Source organism: Bacillus sp. LNXM12-1 (genome assembly GCF_003004375.1).
GTDB lineage: Bacteria > Bacillota > Bacilli > Bacillales > Bacillaceae > Bacillus.
The window spans coordinates 1,255,398-1,270,043 of record NZ_PVWX01000001.1 but is presented as its reverse complement, the minus strand read 5'-3'; the positions used below and the strand labels follow the sequence as shown (position 1 = coordinate 1,270,043).

Below are 14,646 nucleotides of genomic sequence, written 5' to 3'. Positions count from 1 at the left end.
TACGTGTATCGTGCTGAAAAAGACAAATTGCTATTAAAAGCCTCCTGCCCTTATAATGAAACATAGATGAAAACGCTGAAAACAAAAAGGGTGAACGGGATTGGCGACAAAGCATGAACAAATTTTATCGTATATTGATTCATTAGATGTTGGAGAGAAAATTTCTGTCCGGCGTATTGCGAAAGAAATGAAAGTGAGTGAAGGGACCGCTTACCGGGCCATCAAGGATGCTGAAAATAAAGGATTCGTCAGTACCATTGAACGAGTTGGTACCATTCGGATTGAACAGAAGAAAAAAGAAAATATTGAAAAGCTGACATATGCAGAAGTGGTCAATGTTATTGATGGACAGGTGCTTGGAGGACGAACGGGCTTACATAAAACATTAAACAAATTTGTCATCGGTGCGATGGAGCTTGATGCGATGATGCGCTACACGGCAGCTGGAAACCTGCTGATTGTCGGAAACCGGATCAATGCACACAGACAAGCATTAGAGGCAGGAGCAGCTGTGCTGGTCACGGGCGGCTTCTCAACAGATGATGAAATCATTCAGCTCGCAGATGAGCTTGAGCTGCCGATCTTATCGACAAGCTACGATACATTTACCGTAGCAGCTCTCATAAACCGAGCCATTTATGACCAACTAATAAAAAAAGAGATTGTGCTTGTGGAAGATATTTTAACGCCGATCGAACGAACGGTGTATTTATCACCAGAGGATAAGCTTGAAAAATGGTATGAAAAGAATTATGAAACTGGCCATGGCCGTTTTCCGGTCGCAGACGACCAAATGAAAATTCACGGAATCCTCACCTCAAAGGATATCGCGGGGCATGACCGCTCTACACCGATTGAAAAGGTGATGACGAAAAATCCGCTGACAGTCATTGGAAAAACCTCTGTCGCCTCTGCTGCTCAAATGATGGTATGGGAAGGCATTGAGGTGCTGCCAGTCGTAGATGATTATGCGAAACTAATTGGGATGATCAGTCGTCAGGATGTGCTGAAGGCGCTTCAAATGATTCAAAAGCAGCCGCAGGTCGGCGAAAAACTGGATGATGTTGTCTCAAGAGGCTTTAAAGATACCGATACAGATAAGCCAAAGGCAGATGCTGTGTATCAATATGAGGTCACACCCCAAATGACAAACCAGCTTGGAAACATTTCATATGGAGTGTTCACGCAAATTTTAATTGAATCCGCCAACCGCTTCTTAAAGTCTCATAAAAAAGGGGAGCTGATTGTCGAAAGTCTCTCTGTCTACTTCTTAAAACCGGTTCAAATGGAATCCACGATACAGATCAAGCCAAATATTTTAGAAGTAGGACGCAAGTTTGGAAAGCTGGAAGTGGAGGTTTATCATCAATCGAATATCGTCGGGAAAGCGATGCTGATGGTGCAGCTGATGGAGAGAGGATAATCGTAAAAGGGCGATGACAAAAATGACAAAGGGCTAAAATAAACATCATTTTAGCCCTTCTCTCTTATTATGCGTGATCTTTTTCGCCTTCCTTTAAAAAGAGCGGAAGGTAATGCTTGTAGGCTTTATATCCAGCCCACGTACTGCCGATACCGACAGCAACAAAAATAAATCCAATGACAAATGCGAGTGACGAGCGGTTTAAAAATAATTGATTCACACCGAAGAGCAGGACAAAGCAGCCAAGTGCCATACTGGATTTCGCCGACCAGAATTTCTTTTCGACTGGACGGTTCGTACGGACATTCTTTGCTTTGTAGTATAAATAAAACATGGCAGAACAAATAATAAACACAATCAAAACAAGCATGTGCCAAGCCTCCATTGTAAGTGGTTACAACCCTATTTTAAACGTAAATAGGCTTGCTTACTAGAATAAATTGTCTATTTCTCACTTTTCCGTCAGGATAGATTATGATTTAATAATAAAAAGAGTATCGGATAAGAAGGAGTTTTTATGAAAAAAGAACTGATTAGAACCATATCATTATATGACACCATCATCATTCATAGACATGTAAGACCAGATCCTGATGCGTATGGATCGCAGTGCGGCCTTACGGAAATCTTGCGTGCCACCTATCCAGAAAAAAATATTTATGCGACAGGAACCCCGGAGCCATCCCTTTCATTTTTGTATGAACTTGATGAGGTGCCGGATGACGTGTACAAAGATGCCCTTGTCATTGTCTGTGATACAGCCAATCAAGCAAGAATTGACGATCAGCGCTATTCAATGGGCGATAAGCTGATGAAAATTGACCATCATCCAAATGAAGATCCGTATGGTGATTTGCTTTGGGTGGATACAGAGGCAAGCTCTGTGAGCGAAATGATTTATGAATTGTATTTAGAGGGGAAAGAAGAAGGATATCAGCTGAATACAAAGGCGGCTGAACTCATTTATGCCGGCATTGTAGGAGACACAGGCCGCTTCCTTTTCCCAAACACGACGAAAAAGACGCTCAAATATGCTGGAGAACTTATTGAATATCCATTTTCATCTTCAGACCTTTTCAATCAATTGTATGAGACGGATCTGAATGTCGTGAAATTAAATGGCTATATTTTTCAACATATTTCTTTGTCAGAGAATGGGGTCGCCTCTGTTTTCATTAAGCAGGATATTTTGGAATCGTTCCAAACAACAGCGCAGCAAGCCTCACAGCTTGTTGGGACACTTGGAAATATTGCAGGGATTAAGGCATGGGTCTTTTTTGTGGAAGAAAACGATCAGATTCGTGTTAGATTCCGCTCGAAAGGCGTCGTCATTAATACCATTGCGAAAAAATATCATGGCGGCGGCCACCCGCTTGCAGCTGGTGCGTCTATTTATGATTGGGCCGTGGCAGATGAGATTTTGCGTGATTTAGAAGAAGTATGTAAATCATCATCATGAGAGAGGGGGCTTCAAGTCCCCTCTCTCTTTTTTTGTCATGGAGAAAAGGGTTACTTGCATACAGGGATAAACCAGCAGCCGATGTCAGTTGAATCTTCATAGGCTTGGAGATTTTGATGCTTTAATTCTTTTTTAATTAAATGAGCCATCATTTCTGTCTCAGCATAAGCGCACATACCGTCCTTGATCCGGCTTGCTTTGTCTCGTGCCATTTGACGATAGCTGTAAACCTCCATTGTCCTCACCTCTTTCTGTTTTAGATCTCGTTCTACTTTTAGTGTATAAAAATAATGAGGGAAAAGCGATCATTGAGGGCAGAAATTCATAAAAATTCCACATGATCATTTATTCAGCAAATGAAATGCGCACTTCAAGTGAAAGCTTCGTATAAATCGTCAGCTCTGTCACTTTGGCGCGGTATGCCTTTTCCCGAATGGTATATTCTTTGTTTTCCACCGTCCGTTTTAATAATTCCTTTGTTTTATAGACACTTTCAATATCCTTTGTAATGACCTCTGAGATATCCTCTTTGACCTGATCTTCAAATTTCAGCGTATCTGGCTCTGGGATTTTATATTGCTCACGATTGACGAGATGGACATCTACGCTTTGGATCAGCAGCCGTTTCTTATTATCCTCATTTAACTTATGCAAATCTTCCCGATAGAGTGTGATTTGTTCTTTCAGACTGTCCATATGGTGCTGCTGGCTTCTAAGCTGTGTCACCTGCTTTTCCTGAAAGGTTCCGTATGTAAAGAGGAAAATGAGCCAGCTCACAATCGCGCCAAACATCATCCCTGCAAAAAAACGCTGCCAGCCTGGACGTTTGTACAGCTCCGGCACCCTCATGATGACACATGCTCCTGTGTGAGCCACGTAATAATGAGATAACCTGTTTGCGCACCGCCCATGGCAGAGACAATTAATAAAATCTGCTTGAAAATATCACGCGTGTTCCCTTCGAAAATGCCTCTTTCAAAGCTATAAACGGCATCAAAAGTTCCACCGATAGCTGCGACAAGCGCCCAAATCTTTAAACGGTTGGCAAGACTCGTAATAATGGATAAAGGCGGCTGACCAGATAAATAAGCACCAACACCACCTATGATGGCACCGCCCAAAATGACCCCAAGAGCAATAAAATAACAGCTAATAAAATTCGGAATAAAAGCTTCCTTCACATCCATTGTGTCCACCTCACTCTATTCAATATATGGTGTGTGCAGGACAAGTATGAACGGACAGAAAAGAAAGAACATTTGTTTCTCACCGCATCGCGTTTTATAATGAAAGAATGACTTTAGACGAAAGGAGTGGATTAAGCATGTCTTATGTTCATCTTCAGGTCCACAGTGGATACAGCTTATTAAGCAGTGCGGCAAAAGTAAAGGAGCTCGTGCTGAAAGCGAAAGAACTTGGCTGCAAGGCGCTCGCTCTTACCGATGACCATGTGATGTATGGAACGGTTGAATTTTATAAGGAATGTAAAAAACATGGCATCAAGCCGGTCATCGGTTTAACAGCTTCTGTCTTCATAGATGAACAAGAGACAGAGGCTTATCCCTTGGTACTCCTTGCCAAAAACAATGAAGGCTATCAAAACTTGATCAAAATCAGCAGTGTGCTGAAATCAAAATCAAAAGCTGGACTGAAAGAAAAATGGCTGAAAAGCTATCACCGCGGGCTCATTGCCATTACGCCAGGCGCTTCTGGCTACATTGAAACGCTGCTTCAGCATGATCAGATAGAAGAAGCGCATGATGCGGCGAAACAATTGAAAGATATTTTCGGTGAGGGACATGTGTACATCGCACTTCAGCCATTTCAGCAAAACGAATCGCTTGCCGGTAAACTCAGGGACGTCTCAAAAAGTGCGGAGATTCCTCTTGTTGCGACGGGAGATGTCCACTATATCAATCGAGAAGACAAAACCGCCTATACGTGTTTAAAAGCCATTAAAGCAGGGCAGCAGCTGTCAGAGATTGAGGAAGACCGAGGAGAAAAGCATTTCAGAACCCTTGAGGAAATGAAGGAATGGTATGCGCAAGATGAGGAGCTGCTGACAAGAACGGTGGAGATCGCAGACCGCTGTGAAGTCGATTTAAATCTTGGGCAGACAAAACTCCCTTCCTATCCGACTCCTGATCAATCAACAGCAGATCAGTTTTTACGCAAAGTGTGCGCAGAAGGGATGAAGCAAAGAAAGATTGCTTCAAATGATACGTATGTGAAAAGACTTGAGTACGAACTGAGCATTATCCAAAAAATGAATTTCAGTGATTATTTTCTCATCGTGTGGGATTTTATGAAGTATGCCCATGATCAAGGCATTGTCACAGGGCCAGGACGTGGATCGGCAGCAGGGTCACTTGTTGCGTATGTATTGTTTATTACAGATGTTGATCCGCTCCGTCACGGTCTGTTGTTTGAGCGTTTCTTAAATCCTGAGCGAATCAGTATGCCAGATATTGATATTGATTTCCCCGATACGAGAAGAGATGAAATCATTTCTTATGTAAAAGACAAATACGGAGACATGCATGTGGCACAAATTGTCACGTTTGGAACACTTGCAGCAAAGGCAGCCTTAAGAGATGTCGGACGTGTGATGGGGATTGATTCAAAGGCAGCGGACCGTCTTGCAAAGCTGATTCCGTCAAAGCCAGGAACGACGCTGAAAGAAGCGGTGGCTGCATCCCCTGAATTAAAAACGATGCTCCAGCAATCCGAGGAGCTTCGAAAGGTCTTTCAAACCGCTTTAAAGGTTGAAGGCTTGCCAAGACATACCTCCACACATGCAGCCGGCGTTGTGCTAAGCGAGGAGCCGCTGACAGAGGTCGTTCCAATTCAAGACGGCCATGATGGTGTGTATTTAACGCAGTATGCGATGAATTATTTAGAAGATCTCGGACTTTTAAAGATGGATTTCTTAGGACTAAGAAACTTAACCTTAATTGAATCCATTAAAAACCAGATTGAAAGACAGGAAAACGTCCACATTAACTTTAGTGACATTTCATATGAAGATCAGAAAGCATTTGAATTGTTATCAGCGGGAGATACAACTGGGATTTTCCAGCTTGAATCACAAGGAATGCGTCAGGTGCTGAGACGCCTGAAGCCCTCTAGTTTAGAAGACATCGTGGCGGTCAATGCCCTCTACCGTCCAGGTCCAATGGAGAATATCCCGCTCTTTATCGACCGAAAGCACGGCAGAGTCAAGGTCTCTTATCCGCATCCTGATTTGTATGACATTTTAAAGGACACATATGGGGTCATCGTCTATCAGGAGCAAATCATGCTGATTGCGGCGAAGATGGCAGGCTTTCAGCTGGGCGAGGCAGATCTATTAAGAAGAGCAGTTTCGAAGAAGGATAAAAAGGTCCTTGATGAAGAGCGAAGCCATTTTGTTGAAGGATGCCTAAAAAAGGAGTATCCTGTTAACATTGCAAATGACGTTTATGACTTAATCGTCAAATTTGCAAACTATGGTTTTAATAGAAGCCATGCTGTTGCATATAGCATGATTGGCTTTCAGCTTGCTTACTTAAAAGCGCATTATCCGTTATATTTTATGTGCGGACTTTTAACGAGTGTGATTGGAAATGAAGACAAAGTCGCTCAATATTTCTATGAGGCAAAGGAAAAAGGGATATCTGTGTTGAAGCCTTCTATTAATAAGAGTGAATTTCCATTTACGGTTGAAAAAGGGGAGATCCGCTACAGCTTAAGAGCGATCAAAAATGTCGGAGTGTCAGCTGTAAAGGATATATACAGGGCAAGACAGGAAAAGCCGTTTGAAGATTTATTTGATTTTTGCGCAAGAGTATCAGCAAAGAGTGTCAACCGAAAAACGATTGAAGCGCTCATTTTTTCAGGGGCGATGGATGAGCTTTATCCAAATCGTGCTTCGTTATTGGCATCAATAGATATTGCATTAGACCACGTGTCATTTTTAAATCCAGATGATCAACTGGACTTTCTGGGGGATACAACCTTCTCCATTAAGCCAAAATATGCGGAGATAGAAGAACTGCCGCTTGTCGATCTCCTGCAATTTGAAAAAGAGGCACTTGGGTTATATTTATCAAATCATCCTGTACAAACGTACCGAGATCGCTTAAGAGAGAATGGTGCAGTGGAAATCATCAGACTTTCTTCCTATATAAAGCGAAAGATCTCAATGGGTGGTCTTTTGACAAAAGTGAAATCGATTCGGACAAAAAATGGACAATCGATGGCATTTGTCACATTTGGGGATGAAACGGGAGAAATGGAAGGCGTCGTCTTTCCAGAGCAATTTAGAAAGCTGTCCCCCTTACTTGAGGAGGGCGCCATGCTTTATGTTGAAGGCAGAATAGATGTCAGAAATGACAGCAGCCAAATCATCGTGCAAGAAGCCGTTCTGCTTGAAGAGATGGGCACACAAAGAAAAGAGTCTGTCTACATTCGGGTGAAAGAAGAAAACCATACGCAGGAACTGCTAGAGCAAGTAAAGCGGGTGATCTCGATGCACAGCGGAGAAGCAGATGTCTATTTGTATTATGAGAAGCAAAAAAAGACAGTGAGACTTCCAGATGCATACAAGGTTCATGCAGATCATGCTGTGATTTTCCAGTTAAAAGAGCTGCTCGGTGAACAAAACGTTGTGATTAAATGATGACAAATCACCTGAATATGTTTTACAAATTCACCTATTGTGTTATCATTTTAAAGATTCTGTGTATTTAAAACTGCCAGTATGTGCTTATCAACTTAGCAATTCATTAAATCATTTTCCACTTGAAGGAGTGTTCTACACATGTCATTAAGAGAAGAAGCATTACATATGCACAAAGAGAATCAAGGCAAACTCGAATCAAAATCAAAAGTACAAGTGAAAAATGCAAAAGACTTGAGCTTGGCTTACTCACCTGGTGTTGCAGAACCATGTAAAGATATTTATGACGACACAAGCAAAGTGTATGATTATACAATGAAAGGCAATATGGTCGCTGTTGTCACAGACGGAAGCGCTGTTTTAGGGCTTGGTAATATTGGTGCAGAAGCATCTCTTCCAGTAATGGAAGGAAAAGCTGTATTATTCAAAAGCTTCGCGGGCGTTGATGCCTTCCCGATCGCGCTTGCGACAAACGATGTAGACAAAATCGTTGAAACAGTAAAGCTTCTTGAGCCAACGTTTGGCGGTGTCAACCTTGAAGATATTGCAGCTCCAAACTGCTTCATTATCGAAGAGCGCTTGAAAAAAGAGACAAACATTCCAGTGTTCCACGATGATCAGCACGGAACAGCGATTGTCACAGTAGCAGGACTTGTAAATGCCTTGAAACTGTCTGGAAAATCAATGTCCTCCATCAAAGTGGTGGCAAACGGCGCTGGAGCAGCGGGAATTGCGATTATCAAGCTTCTATATCATTTCGGTGTACGTGATATCATCATGTGTGATACAAAAGGCGCAATTTACGAAGGCCGCCCGAACGGTATGAATACAGTGAAAAATGAAGTCGCTAAATTCACGAACCAAGACCGTAAAGAAGGTTCATTAGAAGAAGTCATTGAAGGCGCAGACGTCTTCATCGGGGTTTCAGTAGCAGGCGCTTTAACAAAAGAAATGGTTGGAAAAATGGCAAAAGATCCTGTCATCTTCGCTATGGCGAATCCAAATCCAGAGATCATGCCAGAAGATGCACATGCAGCAGGTGCAAGTGTTGTAGGAACTGGCCGTTCTGACTTCCCGAACCAAGTGAACAACGTACTGGCATTCCCAGGAATTTTCCGCGGAGCATTAGATGTACGTGCAACTCACATTAACGAAGAAATGAAAATTGCAGCCGTTGAAGCGATTGCTTCTCTTGTTGCAGATGAGAAATTGTCAGCTGAATACGTCATCCCTGAACCATTTGATGCACGTGTAGCACCAGCGGTAGCAAAAGCGGTAGCAAAAGCAGCAATGGAAACTGGCGTTGCAAGAATCAAAGTCGATCCAGAAGCAGTCGCTGAAAAAACAAGAAAATTAACGATTATCGGCGAATAATCAATTGGAAAAGTGTGCACGTTCTTTCTGAAATTGGAGGAAAGACGTGCACCATTTCCTCTCTTACGCGAAAATTTTTTCATCCGGAATGATATTTTTTTGTAGACGTTCACAATTCACATATATCAACTGCTCAGCGCCCCAAACACATACTCATTTCTCATCAATTCCCCATTGAAAAAATTGAATGAAGGATGACAGCGTTTGACAAAAAAAGTACAATAGTTTCGGTACAGTTATGACATGTCCTATAATAGTGGATGTGCGTGTAAAGAAAAAACCCTTCAAAAAGGGAGGTAGTCATTTGTCAATCAAAAATATTTTCAGTAAAAAGAAAAAATATGCATCTGTACCCTCTGAACAGGCAAGCCAAGATGTGCCTGAAGGCATCATGACCAAATGTCCGCAATGTAAAAAAATAATGCTCACCAAAGAATTAGATAAAAATTTACGTGTTTGCATGAATTGCGGCAGACATTTGCAAATGAATGCAAAGCAGCGTATTGATAGCCTTGTAGACGAAGGCACATTTGAAGAATTTAACGGGCACCTGATCTCAGAAAACCCGCTCGGATTCCCAGGCTACGAAGAAAAGCTTGAGAAAGACAGAGAAAAAACGTCTTTGAATGAAGCCATTGTCACAGGTCAAGGTGAAATTGAAGGCCAGCGTGCTGTGATCGCTGTCATGGATGCCACATTCCGTATGGGCAGCATGGGCTCGGTTGTTGGTGAAAAGATCACACTTGCGATCGAGAAAGCAAAAGCGGACAAGGTGCCATTTATCATCTTTACTGCATCAGGCGGAGCGAGAATGCAAGAGGGGATCCTCAGTCTCATGCAGATGGCAAAAACAAGCTCAGCATTAAAACTGTTCAGCGAGGATCAAGGTTTGATTATCTCTGTGATGACGAACCCAACAACTGGCGGTGTATCAGCTAGTTTCGCCTCTCTTGGTGATTACAACTTTGCAGAACCTGGTGCTTTAATTGGGTTTGCAGGCCGTAGAATCATTGAACAAACAATCCGTGAAGACCTGCCAGAGGACTTCCAAACGGCTGAATTTTTGTTGAAGCATGGACAGCTGGATGCTGTCATTCATCGTGCAGAGATGAAAGAAACACTAGGCCGAATCTTAGCATTACACAGCACAGGAGGTGAACGAGAGTGGCTGGAGAACTAGAATTTGAAAAACCTGTCATTGAACTTCGAGCGAAAATTGATGAACTGAAAAAGTTCACACAAAACTCAGAAATGGATTTAAGTGCAGAAATTGAGCGCCTTGAAACACGTCTGAGCAAGCTTGAAGCAGACATTTATACAAATTTAAAGCCGTGGGACAGAGTGCAAATTGCTCGTCATGCGATGCGTCCAACAACTCTCGATTACATTCAAGAGCTGTTTGACAACTTTTTCGAATGTCATGGTGACCGTTTCTATGGTGATGATGAAGCCATTGTTGGAGGAATCGCCACGTTTAAAGGGTTTCCTGTCACAGTCATTGGCCATCAGCGCGGAAAAGACACAAAAGAAAACTTGCGCCGTAATTTCGGAATGCCTCATCCAGAAGGCTACCGTAAAGCGCTGCGCTTGATGAAACAAGCAGATAAATTTAATCGCCCGATCATTTGCTTTATTGATACAAAAGGAGCTTATCCTGGGAAAGCAGCTGAAGAACGCGGACAAAGTGAAGCAATTGCGAAAAACCTATTCGAAATGGCAGGACTTCGTGTACCGGTTGTCTGTATTGTCATCGGAGAAGGCGGAAGTGGCGGCGCACTAGGCTTAGGCGTAGGAAACCACCTATACATGCTAGAGAATTCAACGTATTCAGTGATTTCACCTGAAGGTGCAGCAGCACTGCTCTGGAAGGACTCATCACTTGCGAAAAAAGCTGCAGAGACAATGAAAATTACCGCTCCAGACCTAAAAGAATTAGATATTATAGATGATGTTATTAAAGAAGTGCAAGGTGGAGCACATCGAGACGTGAAACAACAAGCAGCCTACATTAAAAAAACATTAAAACAGTCACTTACATCTTTGCTCAAACTAACACCTGAAGAACTAGTCGAACAAAGATATCAAAAATACAAAGCAATCGGGAAAGTATCGGTTGAAAATCAATATATTGGGGTAAACTAAATAAACGTACAGCCTTTTTGGCTGGCGTTTATTTAGTTTACCCTTTTTCATGAAAACCGCCCTCATGTAAGCGCTATTTGAAAATAATTTTCTTTTGTTTTCATAAAATTTGAAACGTCTGAAAACCTTGATATGATAAGCTTTAGAAGGATCGATCTTCCTCGTTTTTGAAAGAATTGCTTTCATGACTTTCTTAACTTTTGTTTAAAAACGGTTTATTTAATTGTATAATAAGTACGGTTTTAGAAATACGTATTGAAAACATCCGGTTTTGCTCATGATTGTTTTCAAGCAGTGGAAATGGTATGTTTAATTCATATATGGTCTCTGAGGTGAAAAAGATGAAGCGTATAGGAGTTTTAACGAGCGGTGGGGATTCCCCAGGAATGAATGCAGCTGTGCGCGCAGTTGTAAGGAAAGCGATTTACCATAATGTTGAAGTTTACGGTATTTATAATGGATATTCAGGTCTAATTAACGGTAAAATTGAGAAACTTGAAATAGGTTCAGTTGGCGATATCATTCATCGTGGAGGAACAAAACTTTACACGGCAAGATGCCCTGAATTCAAGACAGTTGAAGGTCGTGAAAAAGGCATTGAGAACTTAAAAAAATTCGGTATTGAAGGACTTGTTGTGATCGGCGGAGACGGTTCATTCATGGGAGCGAAGAAATTAACTGAGCTTGGTTTTCCATGTGTAGGTGTCCCGGGTACAATCGACAACGATATCCCAGGTACTGATTTCACTATTGGCTTTGATACAGCACTGAATACAGTCATTGACGCCATTGATAAAATTCGTGATACAGCCACATCTCATGAACGTACATACGTAGTGGAAGTAATGGGAAGACATGCTGGTGATATTGCTCTTTGGTCAGGTCTTGCAGGCGGAGCCGAATCTATTTTGATTCCTGAAGCAGACTATGACATGGATGAAATTATTGCGAGGTTAAGAAGAGGGCACGAGCGCGGCAAGAAGCACAGTATCATTATCGTCGCAGAAGGCGTAGGCAGCGGTGTTGAATTTGGTAAGCGGATTGAAGAGGAGACAAGCCTTGAAACCCGTGTATCTGTCTTAGGACATATTCAGCGCGGAGGTTCTCCAAGCGCATTTGACCGAGTACTGGCAAGCCGTTTAGGAGCATACGCAGTAGAACTTCTTCTTGAAGGAAAAGGCGGACGCTGTGTGGGCATTCAAAGCAACGAACTCGTTCACCACGATATTTTAGATATCTTAGATAAAAAACATACAGTCGACCAAAATATGTACCGACTTTCACAAGAGCTCTCTATATAAAACGAGAAGACCTTAGGAGGAACAGTAATGAGAAAGACAAAAATCGTTTGTACAATCGGTCCAGCAAGTGAAACCATTGAAAAGCTGACTGAATTGATTGAAGCAGGAATGAATGTAGCCAGACTAAACTTCTCTCATGGAGATTTTGAAGAGCATGGTGCACGCATTGAAAACATTCGTAAAGCAGGTAAAACATTAGGCAAGGACATTGCGATCCTTCTTGATACAAAAGGTCCAGAGATCCGTACACGTACAGTTGAAAACGGCTCAATTGAGCTAGTCGCTGGTGCAGATCTTATCGTGAGTATGGAAGACATTGTTGGAAATACGGAAAAAATTAGTGTGACGTATGAAGATTTAATTCATGATGTAGAAGTGGGCTCAACGATTCTATTAGATGATGGTCTTATTGGTTTAGAAGTGAAAGAAATTAACATGGACCGCAAAGAAATCGTCACAAAAGTCATGAATACAGGCACGCTCAAAAACAAAAAAGGTGTAAACGTACCAGGTGTAAGTGTGAACTTGCCAGGTATTACAGAAAAGGATGCCAATGATATTCTGTTCGGAATTGAACAAGGCGTCGATTTCATCGCTGCTTCTTTTGTTAGACGAGCTTCTGATGTGCTTGAAATTCGTGAGCTTCTTGAAAAGAATAATGCGGCTGACATTCAAATCATTCCTAAGATTGAAAACCAAGAGGGTGTTGATAACATCGATGAAATCCTTGAGGTATCAGATGGTTTGATGGTTGCGCGTGGAGATCTTGGTGTAGAGATCCCGGCAGAAGAAGTACCGCTTGTTCAAAAAATGCTGATCAAAAAATGCAATCGTTTAGGCAAACCTGTCATCACAGCTACCCAAATGCTTGATAGCATGCAGCGTAATCCTCGTCCAACTCGTGCGGAAGCAAGTGACGTGGCAAATGCCATTTTTGATGGCACAGATGCGATTATGCTTTCTGGTGAAACAGCAGCAGGAACATATCCAGTGGAAGCTGTACAAACGATGCATAACATTGCATCACGTTCAGAAGATGCACTCAACTATAAAGCAATTCTTTCTCGCAGAAGCGAAGAAGTAGAAGTCAGCATTACAGATGCCATCGGTCAATCTGTTGCACATACAGCGATGAAGCTTGACGTGGCAGCGATTGTGACACCTACGGAAAGCGGTCATACAGCGAGAATGATTTCAAAATATAGACCAAAAGCACCAATCGTAGCGGTCACAGCAAACGAATCAGTAGCAAGAAAGCTGTCTCTCGTATTCGGTGTATTTGCAAAGAGCGGATCAAAAACGACGTCTACTGATGAAATGCTTGAGAATGCAGTCGAGAAGTCGATCGAAACGGGCTATGTGAGACATGGCGATTTAATCGTCATTACAGCTGGTGTGCCAGTTGGTGAAACAGGTACAACGAACTTAATGAAAGTATATGTTGTTGGTGACATCATTGCGAAAGGTCAAGGAATTGGCCGTAAATCTGCATTTGGACCGGTTGTCATTGCACAAAGCGGAAAAGAAGCAGACGAAAAAATGTACGATGGTGCGATTCTTGTCGCAAACTGTACAGACCGTGATATGATGGGTGCTTTAGAGAAAGCATCTGCCTTAATCACTGAAGAAGGCGGCTTAACAAGCCATGCAGCAGTCGTTGGACTCAGCCTTGGTATTCCAGTGATTGTGGGTCTTGACAGCGCAACAACACTGCTAAAAGAAGGCGAAGAGATCACAGTAGATCCGGCACGCGGAGCGATCTACAAAGGCCGAGCAAGCGTCCTTTAAATCATACACACGAGGGGAGTTATCTGACTCCTCTCTTTTTTTATGTTACACTAAAAAAAGTAAAACAGCTTTCGATGAAAGATACCCCATGAGGTGATATGGTTGAAAAAATATTTGCTACTATTATTGATTCTGTTCCCTGCAGTGGAAATCAGTTTATTTTTAATATCAAGTAAAATCATTGGCATTTTGCCCACGATGCTGATGATCGTGCTCACGAGTGCACTAGGTGCTTATTTTGCAAGAAAGCAAGGAATCGAAGCTTTTCAAAAAGTGCAGAGAGATTTACAGTATGGTAAAATGCCAGGCATAGCGATTGTCGATGGTTTTTGCATTCTGATTGGCGGTCTGCTGCTGCTCATTCCCGGCTTCTTATCGGATATCATTGGTGCGCTGCTACTCATTCCGATGACGAGAAAGCAAATCAAGCCGCTCTTTGAACGCTGGCTTAGAAACATGTCTAATCGCAATCGCTATACGATTATTCGCTAAAGAGACC

At 42.3% G+C, this 14,646-nt stretch carries 13 protein-coding genes; 9 read left to right on the top strand and 4 right to left on the bottom strand.

Going from position 1 to position 14,646, the window contains the following annotated elements; all coding sequences use genetic code 11:
• Window positions 1-100 precede the first annotated feature (100 nt).
• Window positions 101-1,423, top strand: a complete 1,323-nt coding sequence (locus C6Y07_RS06670; RefSeq protein ID WP_106031188.1) for a CBS domain-containing protein — start codon at window positions 101-103, stop codon at window positions 1,421-1,423.
• 67 nt (window positions 1,424-1,490) lie between these two features.
• On the opposite strand, the gene C6Y07_RS06665 is transcribed toward C6Y07_RS06670, so the two are convergent.
• Entirely contained in the window at window positions 1,491-1,793 is a 303-nt protein-coding gene (locus tag C6Y07_RS06665; protein WP_003216665.1) for a YtpI family protein, read from the bottom strand.
• Between the two features lie 147 nt (window positions 1,794-1,940).
• On the opposite strand from C6Y07_RS06665, the gene C6Y07_RS06660 reads away from it, so the two are divergent.
• Window positions 1,941-2,882: a DHH family phosphoesterase gene (locus C6Y07_RS06660; RefSeq protein ID WP_003216520.1), complete on the top strand. Its 942-nt coding sequence runs from the start codon at window positions 1,941-1,943 to the stop codon at window positions 2,880-2,882.
• A 50-nt stretch (window positions 2,883-2,932) separates the two neighbouring features.
• Here C6Y07_RS06660 and C6Y07_RS06655 read toward each other — a convergent pair whose 3' ends face one another.
• The 3 genes from C6Y07_RS06655 to ytrH form a co-directional block, all read right to left on the bottom strand.
• Complete coding sequence (locus C6Y07_RS06655) at window positions 2,933-3,118, bottom strand: YtzJ family protein (RefSeq protein ID WP_003216400.1); 186 nt, start codon at window positions 3,116-3,118, stop codon at window positions 2,933-2,935.
• A gap of 109 nt (window positions 3,119-3,227) precedes the next feature.
• Window positions 3,228-3,731: a sporulation membrane protein YtrI gene (gene ytrI, locus C6Y07_RS06650; RefSeq protein WP_060596986.1), complete on the bottom strand. Its 504-nt coding sequence runs from the start codon at window positions 3,729-3,731 to the stop codon at window positions 3,228-3,230.
• A complete protein-coding gene (gene ytrH, locus C6Y07_RS06645; RefSeq protein WP_034661856.1) occupies window positions 3,728-4,069 on the bottom strand; it encodes a sporulation membrane protein YtrH in 342 nt (113 codons plus the stop codon). Before ytrH ends, ytrI begins: the two co-directional genes overlap by 4 nt.
• Window positions 4,070-4,206: 137 nt before the next feature.
• On the opposite strand from ytrH, the gene dnaE reads away from it, so the two are divergent.
• The 7 genes from dnaE to C6Y07_RS06610 all read left to right on the top strand — a co-directional run bounded on the left by dnaE (window position 4,207) and on the right by C6Y07_RS06610 (window position 14,639).
• Entirely contained in the window at window positions 4,207-7,542 is a 3,336-nt protein-coding gene (gene dnaE, locus C6Y07_RS06640) for a DNA polymerase III subunit alpha (RefSeq protein WP_106156442.1), read from the top strand.
• Window positions 7,543-7,683: 141 nt separating this feature from the next.
• A complete protein-coding gene (gene ystJ / locus C6Y07_RS06635) occupies window positions 7,684-8,916 on the top strand; it encodes an NADP-dependent malic enzyme (protein ID WP_106036956.1) in 1,233 nt (410 codons plus the stop codon).
• Between the two features lie 304 nt (window positions 8,917-9,220).
• Window positions 9,221-10,096 (top strand): acetyl-CoA carboxylase, carboxyltransferase subunit beta, encoded by an 876-nt coding sequence (accD, locus tag C6Y07_RS06630; RefSeq protein ID WP_060596984.1) that lies wholly within the window; start codon window positions 9,221-9,223, stop codon window positions 10,094-10,096.
• Window positions 10,081-11,058 carry an acetyl-CoA carboxylase carboxyl transferase subunit alpha gene (gene accA, locus C6Y07_RS06625; protein WP_106036955.1) on the top strand — a complete coding sequence of 326 codons (978 nt, stop codon included), beginning with the start codon at window positions 10,081-10,083 and terminating at the stop codon, window positions 11,056-11,058. The genes accD and accA overlap by 16 nt, the downstream gene beginning before the upstream one ends.
• Window positions 11,059-11,399: 341 nt before the next feature.
• Window positions 11,400-12,359, top strand: a complete 960-nt coding sequence (pfkA, locus tag C6Y07_RS06620) for a 6-phosphofructokinase (RefSeq protein WP_012010865.1) — start codon at window positions 11,400-11,402, stop codon at window positions 12,357-12,359.
• A gap of 27 nt (window positions 12,360-12,386) precedes the next feature.
• A complete protein-coding gene (pyk, locus tag C6Y07_RS06615; RefSeq protein ID WP_066030563.1) occupies window positions 12,387-14,147 on the top strand; it encodes a pyruvate kinase in 1,761 nt (586 codons plus the stop codon).
• 102 nt (window positions 14,148-14,249) lie between these two features.
• Entirely contained in the window at window positions 14,250-14,639 is a 390-nt protein-coding gene (locus C6Y07_RS06610; protein WP_060596983.1) for an FxsA family protein, read from the top strand.
• Window positions 14,640-14,646 lie beyond the last annotated feature (7 nt).

What these genes read in the sequence shown, in the direction of transcription:
- ytrH (WP_034661856.1), bottom strand. Translation starts at nt 4,069, where the DNA reads ATGGATGTGAAGGAAGCTTTTATTCCGAATTTTATTAGCTGTTATTTT.
- pfkA (WP_012010865.1), top strand. Translation starts at nt 11,400, where the DNA reads ATGAAGCGTATAGGAGTTTTAACGAGCGGTGGGGATTCCCCAGGAATG.
- ytrI (WP_060596986.1), bottom strand. Translation starts at nt 3,731, where the DNA reads ATGAGGGTGCCGGAGCTGTACAAACGTCCAGGCTGGCAGCGTTTTTTT.
- C6Y07_RS06665 (WP_003216665.1), bottom strand. Translation starts at nt 1,793, where the DNA reads ATGCTTGTTTTGATTGTGTTTATTATTTGTTCTGCCATGTTTTATTTA.
- C6Y07_RS06655 (WP_003216400.1), bottom strand. Translation starts at nt 3,118, where the DNA reads ATGGAGGTTTACAGCTATCGTCAAATGGCACGAGACAAAGCAAGCCGG.
- ystJ (WP_106036956.1), top strand. Translation starts at nt 7,684, where the DNA reads ATGTCATTAAGAGAAGAAGCATTACATATGCACAAAGAGAATCAAGGC.
- C6Y07_RS06660 (WP_003216520.1), top strand. Translation starts at nt 1,941, where the DNA reads ATGAAAAAAGAACTGATTAGAACCATATCATTATATGACACCATCATC.
- dnaE (WP_106156442.1), top strand. Translation starts at nt 4,207, where the DNA reads ATGTCTTATGTTCATCTTCAGGTCCACAGTGGATACAGCTTATTAAGC.
- pyk (WP_066030563.1), top strand. Translation starts at nt 12,387, where the DNA reads ATGAGAAAGACAAAAATCGTTTGTACAATCGGTCCAGCAAGTGAAACC.